Genomic DNA, 15,296 nt, shown 5'->3' on the forward strand with positions numbered 1-15,296 from the left:
CGACTTAGGAACCGCCGCCGGAAAAGCCGCGGGGCGCTTGGTCTAGGATGACCACTTTGTTTTCGCGAATACTGGCCACAGCCAAACCGCGTTCATTTGTGCCATCGGACTGCAGACGGAAAATACCCGTGGCCCCCTGGAACCCTGCGCCTTGGGTCAAAGCACCGGCACCCAACGGGTTGGACCGTGATCCGCTGACCAAAGCGCCCACTGCCGCGATCCCGTCAAAGGAAAGGCCCGCAATAGGGTGAGGGGCTTTGCCATAAGCGCCTTCGTATTTTGCGCGGAAGGCGTTGGCACGCGCTGGGTCAGGCAAAGCGAACCAGCCGCCTTGCACACCAGGCAACGCCAGCGTTTGGGCGGGAATATCCCATCGCGTCAGACCGATGTATTGTGTTGCGGCCGGGCGCACACCGGCTTCGGGCAAAAGCTGAGTGATCAAAGGCAAGGCGGATGCTGTGTTAGAGGTCATGAAAACCGCGTTGGCCCCGCCATTGTCCACGGCGGCTTTGATGCGTGGAATAGCCGCGACAACGCCTTCCTGACTGAGCGGATAGTCAACGCTGCCCGCCAATGTGGAACCCGAGCGGCTGATCGCATTTTGGATGGCGTTACGTCCCAACTGACCGGCAACATCCTGCGCACTAACCACCACGATGCGGTCTTTTCCTTGGGATTTTGCGTAGCTGACAAGGCGGTTTGCCGTGTTGTCGAAGGTTGGCCCAAGCACAAAGACGTTGCCGCCTGCGATTGTCGGGTTGTTGGAAAAGGCCAATACGTTGACGTTGCTGCCTGCCACCGCGACGCCCACGGCGTTTGCGGCCTCGGCATAAAGGGGGCCAAGAATGATCTGTGCGCCATCGCTGACGGCTTGTTTGGCTTGTGTTGCCGCTGTGCCTGCATTGCCTGCTGTGCCGTAAACACGCAGATTGATGTCCACACCTTCCAGATCACGGATCGCCAAACGGGCCGCATTTTCAAGACTTTGTGCTAAAAGATCATCACTTGCAGAGCCGCCCCCGCGTGGCACCAACAACGCAACGGCGACAGGTTCGCCTTTTTTGACGCTGGGGCCCGAATTGCCGATAGAGCCAAGAGACAGGTCGTCACAAGCGGCCAGTCCCAAAGCGAAGATTGGCAAAGTGATGACGCGAGATACCCGTAGCATTGACTTGCGGGCGGATTGGAAAAGCGCGAACATTGGTGCAGTAACTCCCTTAAGGTGTGCGCCTTTTGTGGCGCAGCGATTTTGGTCGATAATAGACGTCATGAAAGGCGGGTCCAGCTTTGAATTTTCAAAAGGTTCCCCTTGCACCGGGGTTGTATTTCGTGGGTGTGCCGATTGGCTCAGCCCGAGATATCACGTTGCGGGCTTTGGATGTGTTGGCGTCGGCGGATGTGCTGGCGGCGGAAGACACGCGCAGCATGCGAAAACTGATGGATATTCACGGTGTGCCCTTGAACGGGCGCCGCATCATCGCATTGCATGATCACACCGGGGAAAAGGTGGTGAACGGGCTGCTTGATGCCGTGAAACAAGGGCAATCGGTGGCCTATGCGTCCGAGGCCGGCATGCCATTGATTGCGGATCCCGGGTTTGAATTAAGCCGGGCTGCGGCGGATGCAGGTGTGATGCAAACCTGTGCGCCAGGCCCGTCCGCAGTCTTGACGGCTTTGGCCCTGGCTGGTTTGCCAACGGATGCGTTTTTCTTTGCAGGGTTTTTGCCGAACGCAAAAGGGGCGCGGTGTTCCGCCTTGGAAGGTCTGAAAGCCATTCGCGGAACATTGGCATTTTACGAATCGCCCAAACGCGTGGCGGCCACATTAAAAGATGCGGCGCGCGTCCTGGGGGACGGGCGCAAAGCCGTCGTGTGCCGTGAGCTTACAAAAAAGTTCGAAGAGGTGACCCGCGGCACACTGGGCGAATTGGCACAAGAGTTCTCGGGGCGGTCGGTTAAGGGCGAAATTGTATTGTTGGTCGATCGGGGCGATTTACAGATTGTTAGCGAAACAGACCTAGAAACAGCTTTGGGTGTTGCTTTGGGACAGATGTCTATGCGCGATGCCGTTGATGCGGTGTCGGCCGCACATGATACGCCACGCCGCAAGGTCTACCAGTTGGCGCTGGATATGGGGAAAGACAGTTGAACAGACATTTCAGGGGAAAAACGGCTTATCATGCGGGGTTGTCCGCAGAAGATCGCATTTCCACTGACTACGAACGCCGCGGATGTCCCGTCGCGCGTCGTCGCTGGCGGGGTGCCGCTGGTGAAATCGATCTGATTGCCCGCGACGGGGATGACCTGATCTTTATCGAAGTCAAACAAAGCCGGTCTTTTGATCGGGCGGTACAACGTGTCAGCCCCCGCCAAATGCAGCGCATTTATGCGGCCGCCGAAGAATTTCTGGCCGGTGAGCCGCGCGGCGCTTTGACGAATGTCCGCTTTGATGTCGCACTTGTGAATGGCCAAGGCGAGGTGCGGATCATTGAAAATGCCTTTGGACATGGCTGACCCATTGCACCGCTGCCATTGCTGCGCCATTTAAGGTGTTAGCAATATAAAGGTGCCGCATGAAAATCGCTTTCCAGATGGATCCAATTGCCGACGTCAATATTGATGCCGACAGCAGCTTTCGCTTGGCCGAAGAGGCGCAAGCCCGTGGTCACACGTTGTTCTTTTATGCGCCTGATCAACTGGCCTATCAAGAAGGTCGCATGACAGCGCGCGGTCACGATTTCACAGTCCAGCGTGTGCAGGGGGACCATGCCCATCTTGGTCCGCTGCGCGAAGTGGATCTGACCGATTTTGACGTGATCTGGCTGCGCCAAGACCCGCCATTTGATATGCATTACATCACGACAACGCATCTTCTGGATCGTTTGGCCCTTGATGTTCTGGTTGTGAATGACCCTTTCTGGGTGCGCAATTATCCCGAAAAGCTATTGGTTCTGGATTTCCCCGACCTGACCCCGCCCACCACCATCGCGCGGGATCTGGACACCATCAAGGCGTTCAAAGCCAAGCACGGCGATGTCATCCTGAAACCGCTTTATGGCAATGGCGGCGCGGGTGTATTTCGTCTGACGCCGGAGGATCGCAATCTGAGTTCCCTGCATGAGCTTTTTACGGGGTTCAGCCGCGAGCCTTTGATTGTGCAGAAATTTCTGCCTGATGTGTCCAATGGCGACAAACGCGTGATTTTGGTGGACGGTGAACCGGTTGGTGCCATCAACCGCGTGCCAGCTGCCGGTGAAACAAGGTCAAATATGCACGTCGGGGGCCGGCCCGAGAAAATTGGCCTGTCAGACCGTGATCTGGAAATTTGTGCCCGCATTGGCCCACTTTTGAAGGAAAAGGGTCAGGTGTTTGTCGGTATCGACGTCATCGGAGATTACCTGACAGAGATCAACGTGACCTCGCCCACAGGTATTCAAGAGCTGGAGCGTTTCGATGGTGTGAACATCGCCGCCAAGATTTGGGAGGCCATCGAGGCCAAGCGACCATGAGTTGGCAAAAGTCAGTTTTGAACCCGTGGCTGCGCTGGACCGAACGTCCCCATATGGCACGGGTTCAGGACCCTGAAAAACTGCGCCGGTCCTTTGAAAACAAAGCGCGATTGTTTTTTCATGGACCGCGTGGAACCACCAAAGACTGGACGGACTGTGGGGGCGTAAAATCGCTGCATCTGTCTGGCCCATGGGTCACTGATGGCAGTGTGTTGTTGTATTTTCATGGCGGGGGCTATGTGTTTGGCAGCCCGCAAACACATGCCGCGATGCTGGCACAACTGGCGGCGCGTGTGGGTGTTGAAGCCGTCTTGCCGCGGTATCCGTTGTCTCCGGAACATCCCTTTCCCGCGGCGTTCAATGCTGCGCGTGCAGCGTATTCAGGTCTTTTGGAACAGGGCTACCGCGCCGATCAGATTGTCATGGGCGGGGACAGTGCTGGCGGCAATCTGGTGTTGGCTTTGCTTGCGCAGCTTGTACAAGAGGGTGCCGATCTGCCAGCCGGTGTGTTTGCTTTTTCACCGCTGACCGATTTGACGTATTCCGGGGCCAGTTTTTCTGTCAACGCAGCCCGCGACGTGGTTCTGCCGGCAGAGCGGGCGTTGGATATGATGCAGATGTTTTTGAACGCTCAAGATCGGTCTGATCCTTTGATCAGCCCTGTTCATGCCGATTTCACGGGTGCATGCCCTGTTTGGATGTGCGTCGGAGATACCGAAATTTTGCTGGACGACACACGACGGATTGTGTCCGCCATGCAGCGCCAAGGTGTTGATGTTCAGATGCACATTGAACGTGATCTGCCCCATGTTTGGCCGCTGTTTCACAATATCTTGCCTGAAGGGCGGGCGACGCTGGAACAGTTGGCGGGGTGGATCAAGCCTCTGTTGCGCTTGCAAGGCGGAAACTAACGGCTTCGGCAAGGTGGTTGGCGCGTACGGTTTCCGACCCGTCAAGGTCGGCGATGGTGCGTGCGACGCGCAAAACCCTGTGATACCCGCGCGCCGACAGCTTGAACCTTTCGGCGGCTTTTGTCAGCAAGTCGCGGCCTTCCGCGTCGGGTGTTGCGATGTCTGACAAGGCCTCGCCTGCGGCATCGGCATTCGAGCGCATGTCAGGCGCATCTTTAAACCGTTCCTGTTGCACCGCGCGTGCCGTGGCCACCCGATCGCGGACGTCCTTGGAGCTGTCACCGCTGCTGGGTAAATCCAGATCGGTAAAGGCCACGGGCGGCACATCCACCCGCATGTCAAACCGGTCCATCAGTGGACCCGAGATACGCCCCAGATAATCCTGACCGCACAAAGGCACCTTGGCGCATGCCCGGTCGGGATCTGTCAGGTAGCCGCATTTGCACGGGTTTGCCGCAGCCACCAACATGAATTTACAAGGGTATTTCACATGGGCATTGGCCCGCGCGATCATCACTTCGCCTGTTTCAATCGGTTGTCGCAGTGTTTCCAGCACGGTTCGGGGGAATTCGGGAAACTCGTCCATGAACAACACGCCGTTGTGCGCCAAAGACACCTCGCCGGGTTTCGCCCCGCGCCCGCCGCCTATTATGGCCGCCATAGAGGCCGTGTGGTGAGGTTCGCGGAAGGGTCGTGCTTTTGAGATACCCCCTGCGTCCAGCAGGCCCGACAGCGAATGGATCATGGATGTTTCCAACGCTTCCACCGGTGAAAGAGGTGGCAATATGCCGGGCAACCGTGCAGCCAGCATCGATTTGCCAGACCCGGGTGTGCCGACAAACATGATGTGGTGCCGTCCGGCGGCGGCAATTTCCAATGCTCGTTTGGCGCGTTCTTGCCCTTTCACGTCGCGAAGATCACGCAAAGAACTGGCTTGTGTCACTTCGCCCGGTTGCGCGGGGCTGATGGGGGCCTGTCCGGTGAAATGTCGTGTGACATCGCCCAGAGACGCGGCGGCGATGACTTGCGTGTTGCCCACCCAAGCGGCTTCGGGACCGGAGGCTTTGGGGCAAAGTAAACCACGGTTTTGTTCGGCCGCTGCCATAGCAGCTGGCAACGCACCCACCACAGGGACAAGAGTGCCATCCAACGACAACTCGCCCAAGGCGACAAAGCTTTCGGTGATGTCATGCGGAATGATGTCCAAGGCTGCCAGCAGCGCCATCGCAATTGGCAGATCAAAATGCGACCCTTCTTTGGGCAGATCCGCAGGCGACAAATTGATAGTGATCCGTTTTGAAGGCAACGCGATGGACATTGCCCCAAGGGCGGTACGGACCCTGTCACGGGCCTCCGACACAGCTTTGTCTGGCAAGCCCACGATCGAAAAAGCAGGCATGCCGGGGGTGACAGCGCATTGCACTTCGACTTGGCGGGCTTCGACCCCTTGGAATGCCACAGTGTAGGCGCGAGAGACCATGGCCCCCTCCGGTTGCAACGTATGGTTAACGGCTAGCGAAGGGTGGTTTAGGATTGGTTAACGCGTGCCGCATGCGGCGCATATTCGAAGGGTTCGACCCGAAGTGTTACACGGCGTGTTATACGGCGTGCTATACTGGCCAGTCTTTTGTGGGCACACCCATGTCGTAAGGGAACGGGTTATATGTTACCTCTTGCCCCGATGCCCGCCATGCCTTGAAGGCGCTGTCGTTCAAAACGGTCATGCAATAGCTGCGCGCCGCGTCCGATATAGGCAAATCATACCCCACAACACGCGCGGCCACAGGGGCGAACATGGCATCCGCAATAGAATAGGCCCCAAACAACCAAGGCCCGTCGCCTTTGAAACGGCTTGCATGGGCCCATAGAACCTCGATCCGGTCCAGATCCGATTGCAACGCGGCGTCCACCGCAAAGCCCACATTCACATGCTGTAACTGCATCGGACACTGACCTCGGATTGCCCCGAAACTGGACGCCATTTCGGCGCTGATCCAACGTGCCGTGGCCCGTGCAGATGCATCTTTGGGCCACATATGTGCATCAGGGTTCTGTTCAGCCAGAGTTTCCGCCATAGCAAGGCTTTCCCCAACCACTGTTCCATCTGCCAGTCGCAAAGTTGGCACCAGTTTTGCAGGGGCAAGGTGGGCCATTTCATCGGCCATCGTGCCAGCATACAGCCCAACCAAATGTGTGTTAAAATCCAGCCCGAATTTTTTGAGCATCAGCCAGCCGCGCAGCGACCAGGATGAAAAGGTGCGATCACCGATATACAAATCATAAGTCATGGGCCAAAACGTAATCCGGTCTCGGCACATCGCGCAAACAGCGTTTTGTGCGCATCTTCATCACAAGAGGTGATTGATCCGTGTCACCCTGTCTGCGGTGCGTGTCCAATCGATGGTGGTCACAGACAGGTTGTCGATTTTATGCCCCAGCACCTGTTGGGCCGAAATGCCCATCGCCTGTTGCACTTGTGTCAGGATGGCCCCGAAATGCGCCACGGCGATGATGTGCCTACCCGGATTTTGCTGTGCAATGTGCTGCACGGCTGTATGCACCCTATGGGCCGCGTCGTTCCAGCTTTCGCCGCCGGGTGGGGTCGCATCACCCGGTGTTTCCCAATACGTGCGGCTGAGTGTCGGATGCCGGTCCGAAATATCTGAAAAATGTACCCCGTCCCACGACCCGAAATGCAATTCACGCAATCCGGCCGCATGTGGCAACCGCTGACGATTTGCGGCCATCGCGTCTGCGGTATCGATGCAGCGCGTCAAATCGGAACTGATGACCAATGCGTCTTCTGGCAGCGCATCGCACACCCGCTTTAATTGATCCGTGTCAGACAAATCTGCCGGCACGTCCCGCCATCCGACAAACGTCTTTTGATGGGTCGGCCCATGCCGGACCCAGTGCCACGTTGTTGTGTGAAGTAAGCTCATGGCAGGGTTCCTTTCAGGACATTGGGCAATCCAGCGACCACTTGCACCACCAATGACGCTTGCGCGGCCAAAGCGATGTTCAAACGCCCCTGTGCTTCTCGAAAGCGGCGCGACAACGCGTTGTCGGGCACAATGCCCTGACCCACTTCGTTAGACACAATCAGACATGGGGCGGCACATGCGGCCAGTGCTGTTCGCAGGCTGTGCTCTGCGTCGGCCAGATCATGTTCTTCCAGCAGGTGGTTCGTCAGCCACATGGTGGCACAATCGATCAATACGCAATGGTCTGCGGTGATATCCTGCAACGCGGGCGCAAGATCAAAGGGGGCATCAATGGTCCGCCACCTCTCATCCCGCCGCGCTTGATGAACATCAACACGCTTTTTCGTCTCATCGTCCCAGATGCGTGATGTGGCCACGTAAACAGGGGATAAACGACTGTTTAGGATAAGATTTTCCGCGAAGACCGACTTGCCCGAGGCCGCGCCGCCTATGATGAAAGACAATGGAGGCAACATTTTTTCCAACTTTGTGGTGAACCAAACCGTGGGTGACTGCGTACCTCTATCAACCGCGCAGAACAAGCGCACTGATTAGGGGGATGCCACGATGGCTTTAGACACAGCAAGAGACATGACCTTGTCGCGGGTGGCCATGAAGGCCGAACTTTTGGACGCGGATACTGAACTGCGGTTGGCATATGCGTGGCGCGACGAGCGATGCGAAAAGTCACTGCATCGTTTGATCACGGCCTACATGCGGTTGGCGATTTCGATGGCGTCCAAGTTCAAACGCTACGGTGCCCCCATGAACGACCTGATTCAGGAAGCGGGCCTTGGTCTGATGAAAGCCGCTGAAAAATTCGACCCCGACCGGGGCGTGCGGTTTTCAACCTATGCGGTGTGGTGGATCAAAGCGTCCATCCAAGACTACGTGATGCGCAACTGGTCTATGGTGCGCACAGGATCCACATCGTCGCAAAAGTCCCTGTTCTTTAATATGCGCCGTGTTCAAGCGCGGCTGGAACGGGAAAGTGCGTCGGCCGGTGCGCCGTTGGACAAACATCAGCTGCGCCAGATGATCTCGACAGAGATTGGTGTGCCGTTGCACGATGTTGAAATGATGGAGGGGCGGTTGTCCGGCTCTGACTATTCGTTGAACGCCACCCAATCGGTTGAAGACGAAGGCCGCGAGTGGATTGATGCGTTGGAAGACGACAGCGCCCAGGCCGCTGAGGTCGTTGAACACGAACACGATACGGAACAATTGCGCGCGTGGTTGCTGGATGCCATGAACGGATTGAACGAACGCGAACGCTTCATCGTGCGTGAACGCAAGCTGCGGGACACACCACGTACCTTGGAAAGTCTGGGCACAGAATTGTCTCTGTCCAAAGAACGTGTCCGCCAGTTGGAAGCCGCCGCTTTTGGAAAAATGCGCAAAGCGCTGGAAAGTCAAAGCAAGGAAGTGCATCACTTCCTACTATGAACTTGATATCGAAAATCACATTCGCATTGGCCGCCCTGACTGGGGCGGCTTTTGCGTCTGGGGAACGTCTTACATGGGACGTTGAACCGAACGTGCTGATTATTGGCGAATTGCATGACAATCACGATCACCACCAGCGGCAACAGGCCGCGATAAGGGATTTGACCCCCAAAGCAGTTGTGTTCGAGATGCTGACGCCAAGCGAAGGTGAGGCTTTGCGCGATGTGGCCAGAAACGAAACTGCGATGAAGGCCGCGACAACGGGTTTTCATTGGTCCAACATCGCGGACTACGCCGGTGTTCTGGCAAACAGCGATGTCATCATAGGGGCGGCCGTCGAACGTGACGCTATTATGCAATCGTTTTCGGAGGGGGCTGCGGCAGTGTTTGGACCTGATGCTGTCACATACGGCCTGACAAGCCAATTGAACGAAGCAGAATTGCAAACCCGCATGACACTCCAGTTCAAAGCGCATTGTGACGCGATGCCGATGGACATGATGGGCGGCATGGTCGAGGCGCAGCGACTAAAAGACGCTGTGTTTGCGCGGGTGGTGGTCAAAGCGTTGGAAACACACGGAAGCCCGGTTGTTTTGATCACAGGGAACGGACACGCGCGGATGGATTGGGGCGTGCCGGTCTACCTTGAAAAGGCTGACCCGAAGTTGAGGGTTCACAGCATTGGTCAAGGCGAAGACGACAGCGCGCCGCAAGGGGTGTTCAGTCAAGTGGTCTTCAGCCCTCAAGCTGTCCGCGACGCAGACCCCTGCGCGGCCTTTCAGTAACCCTGTCTTTTCCTAAAAAACTCCAAGGTCTGGGACAGCGCCCCAGCTGGCACTGGCACAAACCAAACACACAGCATATGTTTGGTCGGACCGGTCCAGCACCCTCAGGAAAGCAAGCCTATGCTACGTGACAAAAAAATTCTGCTTATCATCAGCGGCGGCATCGCGGCGTATAAAAGTCTTGATCTGATACGGCGCTTGTCCGAACGCGGCGCGGTTGTGACACCTGTCATGACCAAATCGGCCGAAGAATTTGTGACGCCTTTGTCGGTTTCGGCGTTAAGCGGGTCAAAGGTGTATCGCGATCTGTTTAATCTGACGGAAGAAGCTGAAATGGGCCATATCCAACTGTCACGCAGCGCAGACATTGTGCTTGTGGCGCCCGCGACTGCGGATTTGATGGCGAAGATGGCGCATGGCATTGCCAACGATCTGGCATCGACCCTTTTGCTGGCCACAGACACACCTGTGACGGTTGCCCCGGCCATGAATGTGCGGATGTGGCAGCACCCCGCAACACAACGCAATATCGAAACGCTGAAAGGCGACGGCGTCAGTTTTGTTGGTCCGAACGATGGCGATATGGCCTGCGGTGAATTTGGACCGGGCCGCATGGCAGAGCCATTGGAAATTGTCGCGGCCCTAGAGGCACAGCTTGGCGATGGGCCTTTGACGGGCAAACATATTCTGGTGACATCAGGGCCGACCCACGAACCCATTGATCCTGTGCGCTATATTGCCAACCGGTCGTCGGGCGCTCAGGGCACGGCCCTTGCGCAGGCGTTGACGGCGCTTGGCGCCGAGGTCACGTTTGTGACGGGCCCCGCAGATGTTCCGCCCCCCGAAAATGTCAAAGTGGTGCCCGTTCGAACGGCACAACAGATGCTTGAGGCTGTGCAAACTGCATTGCCGGCGGATGCTGCAATATTCGCAGCTGCCGTCGCAGACTGGCGTGTGCAGGGGGCCAGTGATCGCAAGCTGAAAAAATCCAAAGATGGTCTGCCAACACTCAGCTTTGCCGAAAATCCCGATATTCTGGCGACGGTTGCACAGATGAAGACAGGACGTCCGCAGCTGGTTGTGGGCTTTGCCGCCGAAACCAATGACGTGCAAGCCAATGCCACCGCAAAGCGTAAACGCAAAGCCTGCGACTGGATTGTGGCCAATGATGTGTCACCTGAAACGGGCATTATGGGGGGGGCTGAAAATGCGGTGCATGTGATTGACGACGCAGGCATCGAAGACTGGCCCCGAATGTCCAAGACAGATGTCGCGACCAAATTGGCCGCCCGTATTGCACAGGCACTTGCACCGTGACGGTTGCCATAGAAATTATGCGCGTGGCGGGCGCGGATGCCGATGTTGCCCTGCCAAGCTATGAAACGGCAGGGGCCGCGGGCGCAGACATCCGCGCCAATTTTCCGGATGGTGTTGGCGTCACATTGGCCTCTGGTGCCCGCGCTTTGGTGCCCACGGGCCTAAGTATGGCGATCCCGCAAGGGTTCGAAGTGCAGGTGCGTCCGCGATCTGGTCTTGCGCTGAAACATGGCATTGCTTTGGTCAACAGCCCCGGCACAATCGACGCGGATTACCGGGGCCCTGTCGGTGTCATTTTGCTGAACACCGGATCGGAACCGTTCCATGTGGCACATGGCGATCGCATCGCGCAGATTGTTGTCGCCCCTGTGGTTCAGGCCAGCTTCGACGTGGTCGATGCTTTGGACGACACGGATCGCGGGACGGGCGGTTTTGGATCGACGGGGCGCGGCTGATGGTTTTGGTGTTTGGATTGGCGGCTTTGCTTTGGGGCATGGGCCGCATTATGGGGGCGCCGAACACCGCACGGTGGGCCATGATTGGCCTGCTCTATATTGCCGTGCTGTCATTACATGTGGTTTTGGATGATGGTCATCCTTTGCGCATGGCAACGGGCGAAAGTGGGGCCTTTTGGCTGATTTTGGGGGGTGCGGGCCTGCTGGTCTATGCGTACCGGTGGGTTTTGAAGACCCTGCGCGGACAGGCACAACTGAAAGAGGCGCAACACACGCCCACGCCCAAACCCGGCACCTTCACCGAGACAGAATTGAACCGATACGCCCGCCATATTGTTTTGCGCGAATTGGGTGGTCCGGGCCAAAAGGCGCTGAAGCAAGCCAAGGTTCTGGTGGTTGGTGCCGGCGGGTTGGGGGCGCCTGTTTTGCAATATCTGGCGGCGGCTGGTGTGGGGACAATCGGTGTGATCGACGACGATGTTGTCGACAACGCAAACCTGCAACGGCAGGTCATTCACCGCGATGAAGACATCGGCAAACCAAAGGTCTTTTCGGCCGAAGCCGCGATGATTGCCCAAAATCCCTATGTTGTGGTCAAACCCTACAATCGCCGCCTGTCGCAGGATGTCGCGCCGGAATTGATTGCGGAATATGATCTGGTGATTGATGGGTGCGACAACTTTGCGACACGGTATCTGGTGAACGCTGTTTGTGTTGCGGCCAAAGTACCACTGGTGTCAGGGGCTTTGACGCAATGGGAAGGCCAAATCAGCGTCTTCGATCCGGCGAATGATGCGCCCTGTTACCAATGTGTCTTCCCGCAAGCCCCCTCTGCGGACCTGGCCCCCAATTGTTCTGTCGCGGGTGTTGTTGGTCCACTGCCCGGTGTGGTGGGATCAATGATGGCAATTGAAGCTGTGAAACTGATCGCCGGGACCGGGGCCGTTTTGCGGGGTGAGTTGTTGATCTATGACGCGCTTTACGGCGAAAGCCGCAAGATCGGGGTCAAACCACGGTCTGATTGCCCGGTTTGCGGGTCCTCAGCGTCGATGTGATCAAATCAGCGGTGCCTTGCCCCCAATCTGCATAGATCGCGGGACCGGGATGAAACCCGTCTGACGCCATGGTTGTTGCATCCAGTACCGATTGCACAGGCACATAGTGCAGGGTCGCGTCGGCGTTACAACGGGCACGTTGGGCCAGATCGAACCGCATGGCCTGACGTCCCAGCACCCACCGCAAGGGATTTGGCAGCAGTGGAAAATCAGACATGGGTGGTACGCCCGTAATCCAGAAATGTTCGATGCCGTGCCGGTCCCGTAGCGCTTGGGCAAGACTGTGTTGATCCTGCAGCCAGCGCCGCAGGGATGTGCCCGACGTGATGTCGTTGACGCCCAAGGCCTGCACGGCCACATCGAACTGAATGTCGGGAAGATCGTCCAGACTTTGCAAAACTCCTGATGTGGTCACACCGGTTTTGGCATGCAAGTGCCACGTCACAAGATGGGTTTGGGCCAATGTCTGGGTCAGATGGCCCGCCAATGCCGCGTCCTGATGGTCCACGCCGACGCCTGCCGCAGAACTGTCGCCGATGATCAGAACGGACAGGGCTGGACCTTGCCCCATTGTGCCGCTGCGCGGTCCGTCAGGTTCGGGCAACCGCAACGTACGCGCTTGCAAAAACAACCCCTGCGCCACCAGAACAGGCAACAAAACGGCGCGGGCGATTATCTCGAATACGAAGGGCATTGGCGTTGTTCTTTCATACACACAGACCTAGGTTGCATATCAAAGGAGACCTGCATGACCAATCCATTGCTTTCCACATGGGACACGCCCTTTGGCATTGCCCCGTTCAACCTGATTTCCGATGACAATTTCGCGCCCGCGCTGGACACGGCCTTGGCGTCCCATATGGGTGAGATCGACGCGATTACCAGTGCCGTTGACGCGCCGTCATTCTCTAACACGGTCGAGGCATTGGAGGCGGCGGGGGGCCAGCTTGAGTGTGTGTTGGGTCCGTTTTTCGCGATGGCTGGTGCTGACAGCAACCCCAAGCGTGAGGCCTTGCAGCGCGAGTTTTCGCCCAAACTTGCCGCGCATTTTTCCGAGATTTCCGCAAATTCTGCTTTGTTTTCGCGTGTTGCAGCCGTTTGGGACGCCCGCGACAGCCTTGACCTGACAGACGAACAGCAGCGCGTTCTTATGTTGACGCATCGGGGTTTTGTGCGGTCGGGTGCGGCACTGACGGGGGCGGACGAGCAGCGCATGAAAGAGATCAAGGCGCGGCTGGCAGTGCTTGGCACGCAGTTCACGCAGAACCTTTTGGCGGATGAACGCGATTGGTATCTGGAACTGGGTGATGGTGACTTGGCGGGTTTGCCGGACTTTGCCGTTGCAGCAGCACGCGCCGCGGGGCAGGAAAAGGGTCTTGATGGCCCGATTGTGACCCTGTCGCGGTCTGTGATTGTGCCGTTCCTGCAATTTTCGACGCGTCGTGATTTGCGCGAACAAGCCTACAAAGCCTGGGTTGCGCGTGGGGCAAATGGCGGTGACACGGACAACCGTACCATCGCCGCAGAAACGCTGTCGTTGCGCGAAGAACGTGCGCAGCTTTTGGGCTATTCCAATTTTGCGCAGTACAAGTTGGAAACCGAAATGGCCAAGACTCCGGATGCGGTGCGCAAATTGCTGAGCGACGTCTGGGAACCTGCCAAAGCCCAAGCCAATGCAGACGCATGGGTTTTGGGACAGATGATGCGGGACGATGGTGTGAATGGCGATCTGGAGCCGTGGGACTGGCGCTTTTATGCAGAACGCCGCCGCAAAGATTTGCATGATCTGGATGAGGCAGAAGTGAAGCCATATTTCCAATTGGATCGCATGATAGAGGCGTCATTTGATTGCGCATCCAAGTTGTTTGGACTGTCGTTCAAGCCGTTGGATGTGCCTTTGTACCACGATGATTGCCGCGCATGGGACGTGACGCGCGATGGGGAACATGTGGCCGTGTTTATTGGCGATTACTTTGCGCGTGGATCGAAACGGTCGGGCGCGTGGTGTTCCGCGATGCGCGCACAGGCGAAGTACCCGCAGGCGCAAACGCCCGTTGTTATCAACGTGTGCAACTTCGCCAAAGGTGATCCGGCGCTGCTGTCTTATGATGATGCACGCACGTTGTTTCACGAATTTGGCCATGCGCTGCATCAGATGTTGTCGGATGTGACGTATGAAAGTGTGTCAGGCACATCCGTGGCGCGTGATTTTGTTGAATTGCCCAGCCAGCTTTATGAACACTGGTTGGAGGTTCCCGAAGTTTTGGCTGAATTCGCAACCCACGCCAAAACAGGCCAACCCATGCCCCGCACCCTGTTAAAGAAGGTTTTGGGGGCCGCGACATATGACATGGGCTTTTCGACTGTGGAATATGTGGCGTCGGCGATGGTTGATCTGGAGTTCCACGATGGGTCGGCGCCTGCCGATCCCATGGCCCGTCAGGCCGAGATACTTGCTGAGATGGGCATGCCCCATGCCATTGCCATGCGCCACGCAACACCGCAGTTTGCGCATGTGTTTTCGGGGGATGGATATTCTTCGGGCTATTACAGCTACATGTGGTCGGAAGTTATGGACGCGGACGCGTTTGCATCCTTCGAGGAAGCGGGCGGCGCGTTTGATACAGAGCGCGCAAAAGCCCTGGAAGAACACATTTTGTCCAAGGGCGGCAGCCGCGATGCAGCCGAACTTTATGTTGAATTCCGCGGGCGTTTGCCGGGGGTTGAGGCGCTTTTGAAAGGGCGTGGCTTGGCCGCTTAGGGCTAAGATCATAGGGTCGCTTACGGCAGAGGGCGAAAAAGCACGCCAGTGCCGGAGCGGCTATTTGGGTGAGG

At 57.2% G+C, this 15,296-nt stretch carries 16 protein-coding genes; 10 read left to right on the forward strand and 6 right to left on the reverse strand.

Annotated elements, in window-relative coordinates:
• Positions 1-4: 4 nt before the first annotated feature.
• Positions 5-1,201, reverse strand: a complete 1,197-nt coding sequence (locus tag ABJL60_RS20725) for a penicillin-binding protein activator (protein WP_348292125.1) — start codon at positions 1,199-1,201, stop codon at positions 5-7.
• 86 nt (positions 1,202-1,287) lie between these two features.
• Here ABJL60_RS20725 and rsmI point away from each other — a divergent pair, with 86 nt between their 5' ends.
• Genes rsmI through ABJL60_RS20745 form a run of 4 tightly spaced genes read left to right on the forward strand, consistent with a single transcriptional unit; the run spans position 1,288 to position 4,419 of the window.
• Positions 1,288-2,148, forward strand: coding sequence for a 16S rRNA (cytidine(1402)-2'-O)-methyltransferase (gene rsmI, locus ABJL60_RS20730; RefSeq protein WP_348376354.1), 861 nt, complete (start codon positions 1,288-1,290; stop codon positions 2,146-2,148).
• Complete coding sequence (locus tag ABJL60_RS20735; protein ID WP_348376353.1) at positions 2,145-2,513, forward strand: YraN family protein; 369 nt, start codon at positions 2,145-2,147, stop codon at positions 2,511-2,513. The genes rsmI and ABJL60_RS20735 overlap by 4 nt, the downstream gene beginning before the upstream one ends.
• A gap of 59 nt (positions 2,514-2,572) precedes the next feature.
• A complete protein-coding gene (gene gshB, locus ABJL60_RS20740; RefSeq protein WP_348376352.1) occupies positions 2,573-3,508 on the forward strand; it encodes a glutathione synthase in 936 nt (311 codons plus the stop codon).
• Complete coding sequence (locus ABJL60_RS20745; protein WP_348376351.1) at positions 3,505-4,419, forward strand: alpha/beta hydrolase; 915 nt, start codon at positions 3,505-3,507, stop codon at positions 4,417-4,419. The genes gshB and ABJL60_RS20745 overlap by 4 nt, the downstream gene beginning before the upstream one ends.
• Here ABJL60_RS20745 and ABJL60_RS20750 read toward each other — a convergent pair.
• The 4 genes from ABJL60_RS20750 to cobU form a co-directional block, all read right to left on the reverse strand.
• Positions 4,385-5,899, reverse strand: a complete 1,515-nt coding sequence (locus ABJL60_RS20750) for a YifB family Mg chelatase-like AAA ATPase (RefSeq protein ID WP_348376350.1) — start codon at positions 5,897-5,899, stop codon at positions 4,385-4,387. The two genes, ABJL60_RS20745 and ABJL60_RS20750, sit on opposite strands and share 35 nt — an antisense overlap.
• 130 nt (positions 5,900-6,029) lie before the next feature.
• Complete coding sequence (locus ABJL60_RS20755) at positions 6,030-6,707, reverse strand: glutathione S-transferase (RefSeq protein ID WP_348376349.1); 678 nt, start codon at positions 6,705-6,707, stop codon at positions 6,030-6,032.
• A gap of 60 nt (positions 6,708-6,767) precedes the next feature.
• Positions 6,768-7,361: a histidine phosphatase family protein gene (locus ABJL60_RS20760; RefSeq protein ID WP_348292108.1), complete on the reverse strand. Its 594-nt coding sequence runs from the start codon at positions 7,359-7,361 to the stop codon at positions 6,768-6,770.
• The gene (gene cobU, locus ABJL60_RS20765) at positions 7,358-7,879 is read right to left on the reverse strand and encodes a bifunctional adenosylcobinamide kinase/adenosylcobinamide-phosphate guanylyltransferase (RefSeq protein WP_348376348.1); all 522 of its coding nucleotides are present in this window, start codon (positions 7,877-7,879) and stop codon (positions 7,358-7,360) included. The genes ABJL60_RS20760 and cobU overlap by 4 nt, the downstream gene beginning before the upstream one ends.
• 91 nt (positions 7,880-7,970) lie before the next feature.
• On the opposite strand from cobU, the gene ABJL60_RS20770 reads away from it, so the two are divergent.
• The 5 genes from ABJL60_RS20770 (at position 7,971) to moeB (ending at position 12,461) form a co-directional block, all read left to right on the forward strand.
• A complete protein-coding gene (locus ABJL60_RS20770; RefSeq protein ID WP_108830353.1) occupies positions 7,971-8,849 on the forward strand; it encodes an RNA polymerase factor sigma-32 in 879 nt (292 codons plus the stop codon).
• Positions 8,846-9,634 (forward strand): ChaN family lipoprotein, encoded by a 789-nt coding sequence (locus ABJL60_RS20775; RefSeq protein WP_348376347.1) that lies wholly within the window; start codon positions 8,846-8,848, stop codon positions 9,632-9,634. Before ABJL60_RS20770 ends, ABJL60_RS20775 begins: the two co-directional genes overlap by 4 nt.
• Positions 9,635-9,754: 120 nt before the next feature.
• The gene (gene coaBC, locus ABJL60_RS20780; protein ID WP_348376346.1) at positions 9,755-10,951 is read left to right on the forward strand and encodes a bifunctional phosphopantothenoylcysteine decarboxylase/phosphopantothenate--cysteine ligase CoaBC; all 1,197 of its coding nucleotides are present in this window, start codon (positions 9,755-9,757) and stop codon (positions 10,949-10,951) included.
• Between the two features lie 17 nt (positions 10,952-10,968).
• Positions 10,969-11,406 (forward strand): dUTP diphosphatase, encoded by a 438-nt coding sequence (gene dut / locus ABJL60_RS20785; protein ID WP_348376357.1) that lies wholly within the window; start codon positions 10,969-10,971, stop codon positions 11,404-11,406.
• Entirely contained in the window at positions 11,406-12,461 is a 1,056-nt protein-coding gene (gene moeB / locus ABJL60_RS20790; protein ID WP_348376345.1) for a molybdopterin-synthase adenylyltransferase MoeB, read from the forward strand. The genes dut and moeB overlap by 1 nt, the downstream gene beginning before the upstream one ends.
• Here the strand turns inward: moeB and ABJL60_RS20795 are convergent.
• On the reverse strand, positions 12,412-13,155 hold the full coding sequence (locus ABJL60_RS20795; RefSeq protein ID WP_348292098.1) for an SGNH/GDSL hydrolase family protein: 744 nt from the start codon (positions 13,153-13,155) through the stop codon (positions 12,412-12,414). The genes moeB and ABJL60_RS20795 overlap by 50 nt on opposite strands.
• Positions 13,156-13,209: 54 nt before the next feature.
• On the opposite strand from ABJL60_RS20795, the gene ABJL60_RS20800 reads away from it, so the two are divergent.
• Positions 13,210-15,222: a M3 family metallopeptidase gene (locus ABJL60_RS20800; RefSeq protein ID WP_348376344.1), complete on the forward strand. Its 2,013-nt coding sequence runs from the start codon at positions 13,210-13,212 to the stop codon at positions 15,220-15,222.
• The last annotated feature ends 74 nt before the right edge of the window (positions 15,223-15,296 follow it).

The sequence above is a fragment of the Ascidiaceihabitans sp. genome (assembly GCF_039986515.1).
In the GTDB taxonomy this organism is placed as follows: domain Bacteria; phylum Pseudomonadota; class Alphaproteobacteria; order Rhodobacterales; family Rhodobacteraceae; genus Ascidiaceihabitans.

What these genes read in the sequence shown, in the direction of transcription:
- ABJL60_RS20725 (WP_348292125.1), bottom strand. Translation starts at nt 1,201, where the DNA reads ATGTTCGCGCTTTTCCAATCCGCCCGCAAGTCAATGCTACGGGTATCT.
- gshB (WP_348376352.1), top strand. Translation starts at nt 2,573, where the DNA reads ATGAAAATCGCTTTCCAGATGGATCCAATTGCCGACGTCAATATTGAT.
- ABJL60_RS20745 (WP_348376351.1), top strand. Translation starts at nt 3,505, where the DNA reads ATGAGTTGGCAAAAGTCAGTTTTGAACCCGTGGCTGCGCTGGACCGAA.
- ABJL60_RS20750 (WP_348376350.1), bottom strand. Translation starts at nt 5,899, where the DNA reads ATGGTCTCTCGCGCCTACACTGTGGCATTCCAAGGGGTCGAAGCCCGC.
- ABJL60_RS20755 (WP_348376349.1), bottom strand. Translation starts at nt 6,707, where the DNA reads ATGACTTATGATTTGTATATCGGTGATCGCACCTTTTCATCCTGGTCG.
- ABJL60_RS20760 (WP_348292108.1), bottom strand. Translation starts at nt 7,361, where the DNA reads ATGAGCTTACTTCACACAACAACGTGGCACTGGGTCCGGCATGGGCCG.
- cobU (WP_348376348.1), bottom strand. Translation starts at nt 7,879, where the DNA reads ATGTTGCCTCCATTGTCTTTCATCATAGGCGGCGCGGCCTCGGGCAAG.
- ABJL60_RS20770 (WP_108830353.1), top strand. Translation starts at nt 7,971, where the DNA reads ATGGCTTTAGACACAGCAAGAGACATGACCTTGTCGCGGGTGGCCATG.
- ABJL60_RS20775 (WP_348376347.1), top strand. Translation starts at nt 8,846, where the DNA reads ATGAACTTGATATCGAAAATCACATTCGCATTGGCCGCCCTGACTGGG.
- coaBC (WP_348376346.1), top strand. Translation starts at nt 9,755, where the DNA reads ATGCTACGTGACAAAAAAATTCTGCTTATCATCAGCGGCGGCATCGCG.
- dut (WP_348376357.1), top strand. Translation starts at nt 10,969, where the DNA reads ATGCGCGTGGCGGGCGCGGATGCCGATGTTGCCCTGCCAAGCTATGAA.
- moeB (WP_348376345.1), top strand. Translation starts at nt 11,406, where the DNA reads ATGGTTTTGGTGTTTGGATTGGCGGCTTTGCTTTGGGGCATGGGCCGC.
- ABJL60_RS20795 (WP_348292098.1), bottom strand. Translation starts at nt 13,155, where the DNA reads ATGCCCTTCGTATTCGAGATAATCGCCCGCGCCGTTTTGTTGCCTGTT.
- ABJL60_RS20800 (WP_348376344.1), top strand. Translation starts at nt 13,210, where the DNA reads ATGACCAATCCATTGCTTTCCACATGGGACACGCCCTTTGGCATTGCC.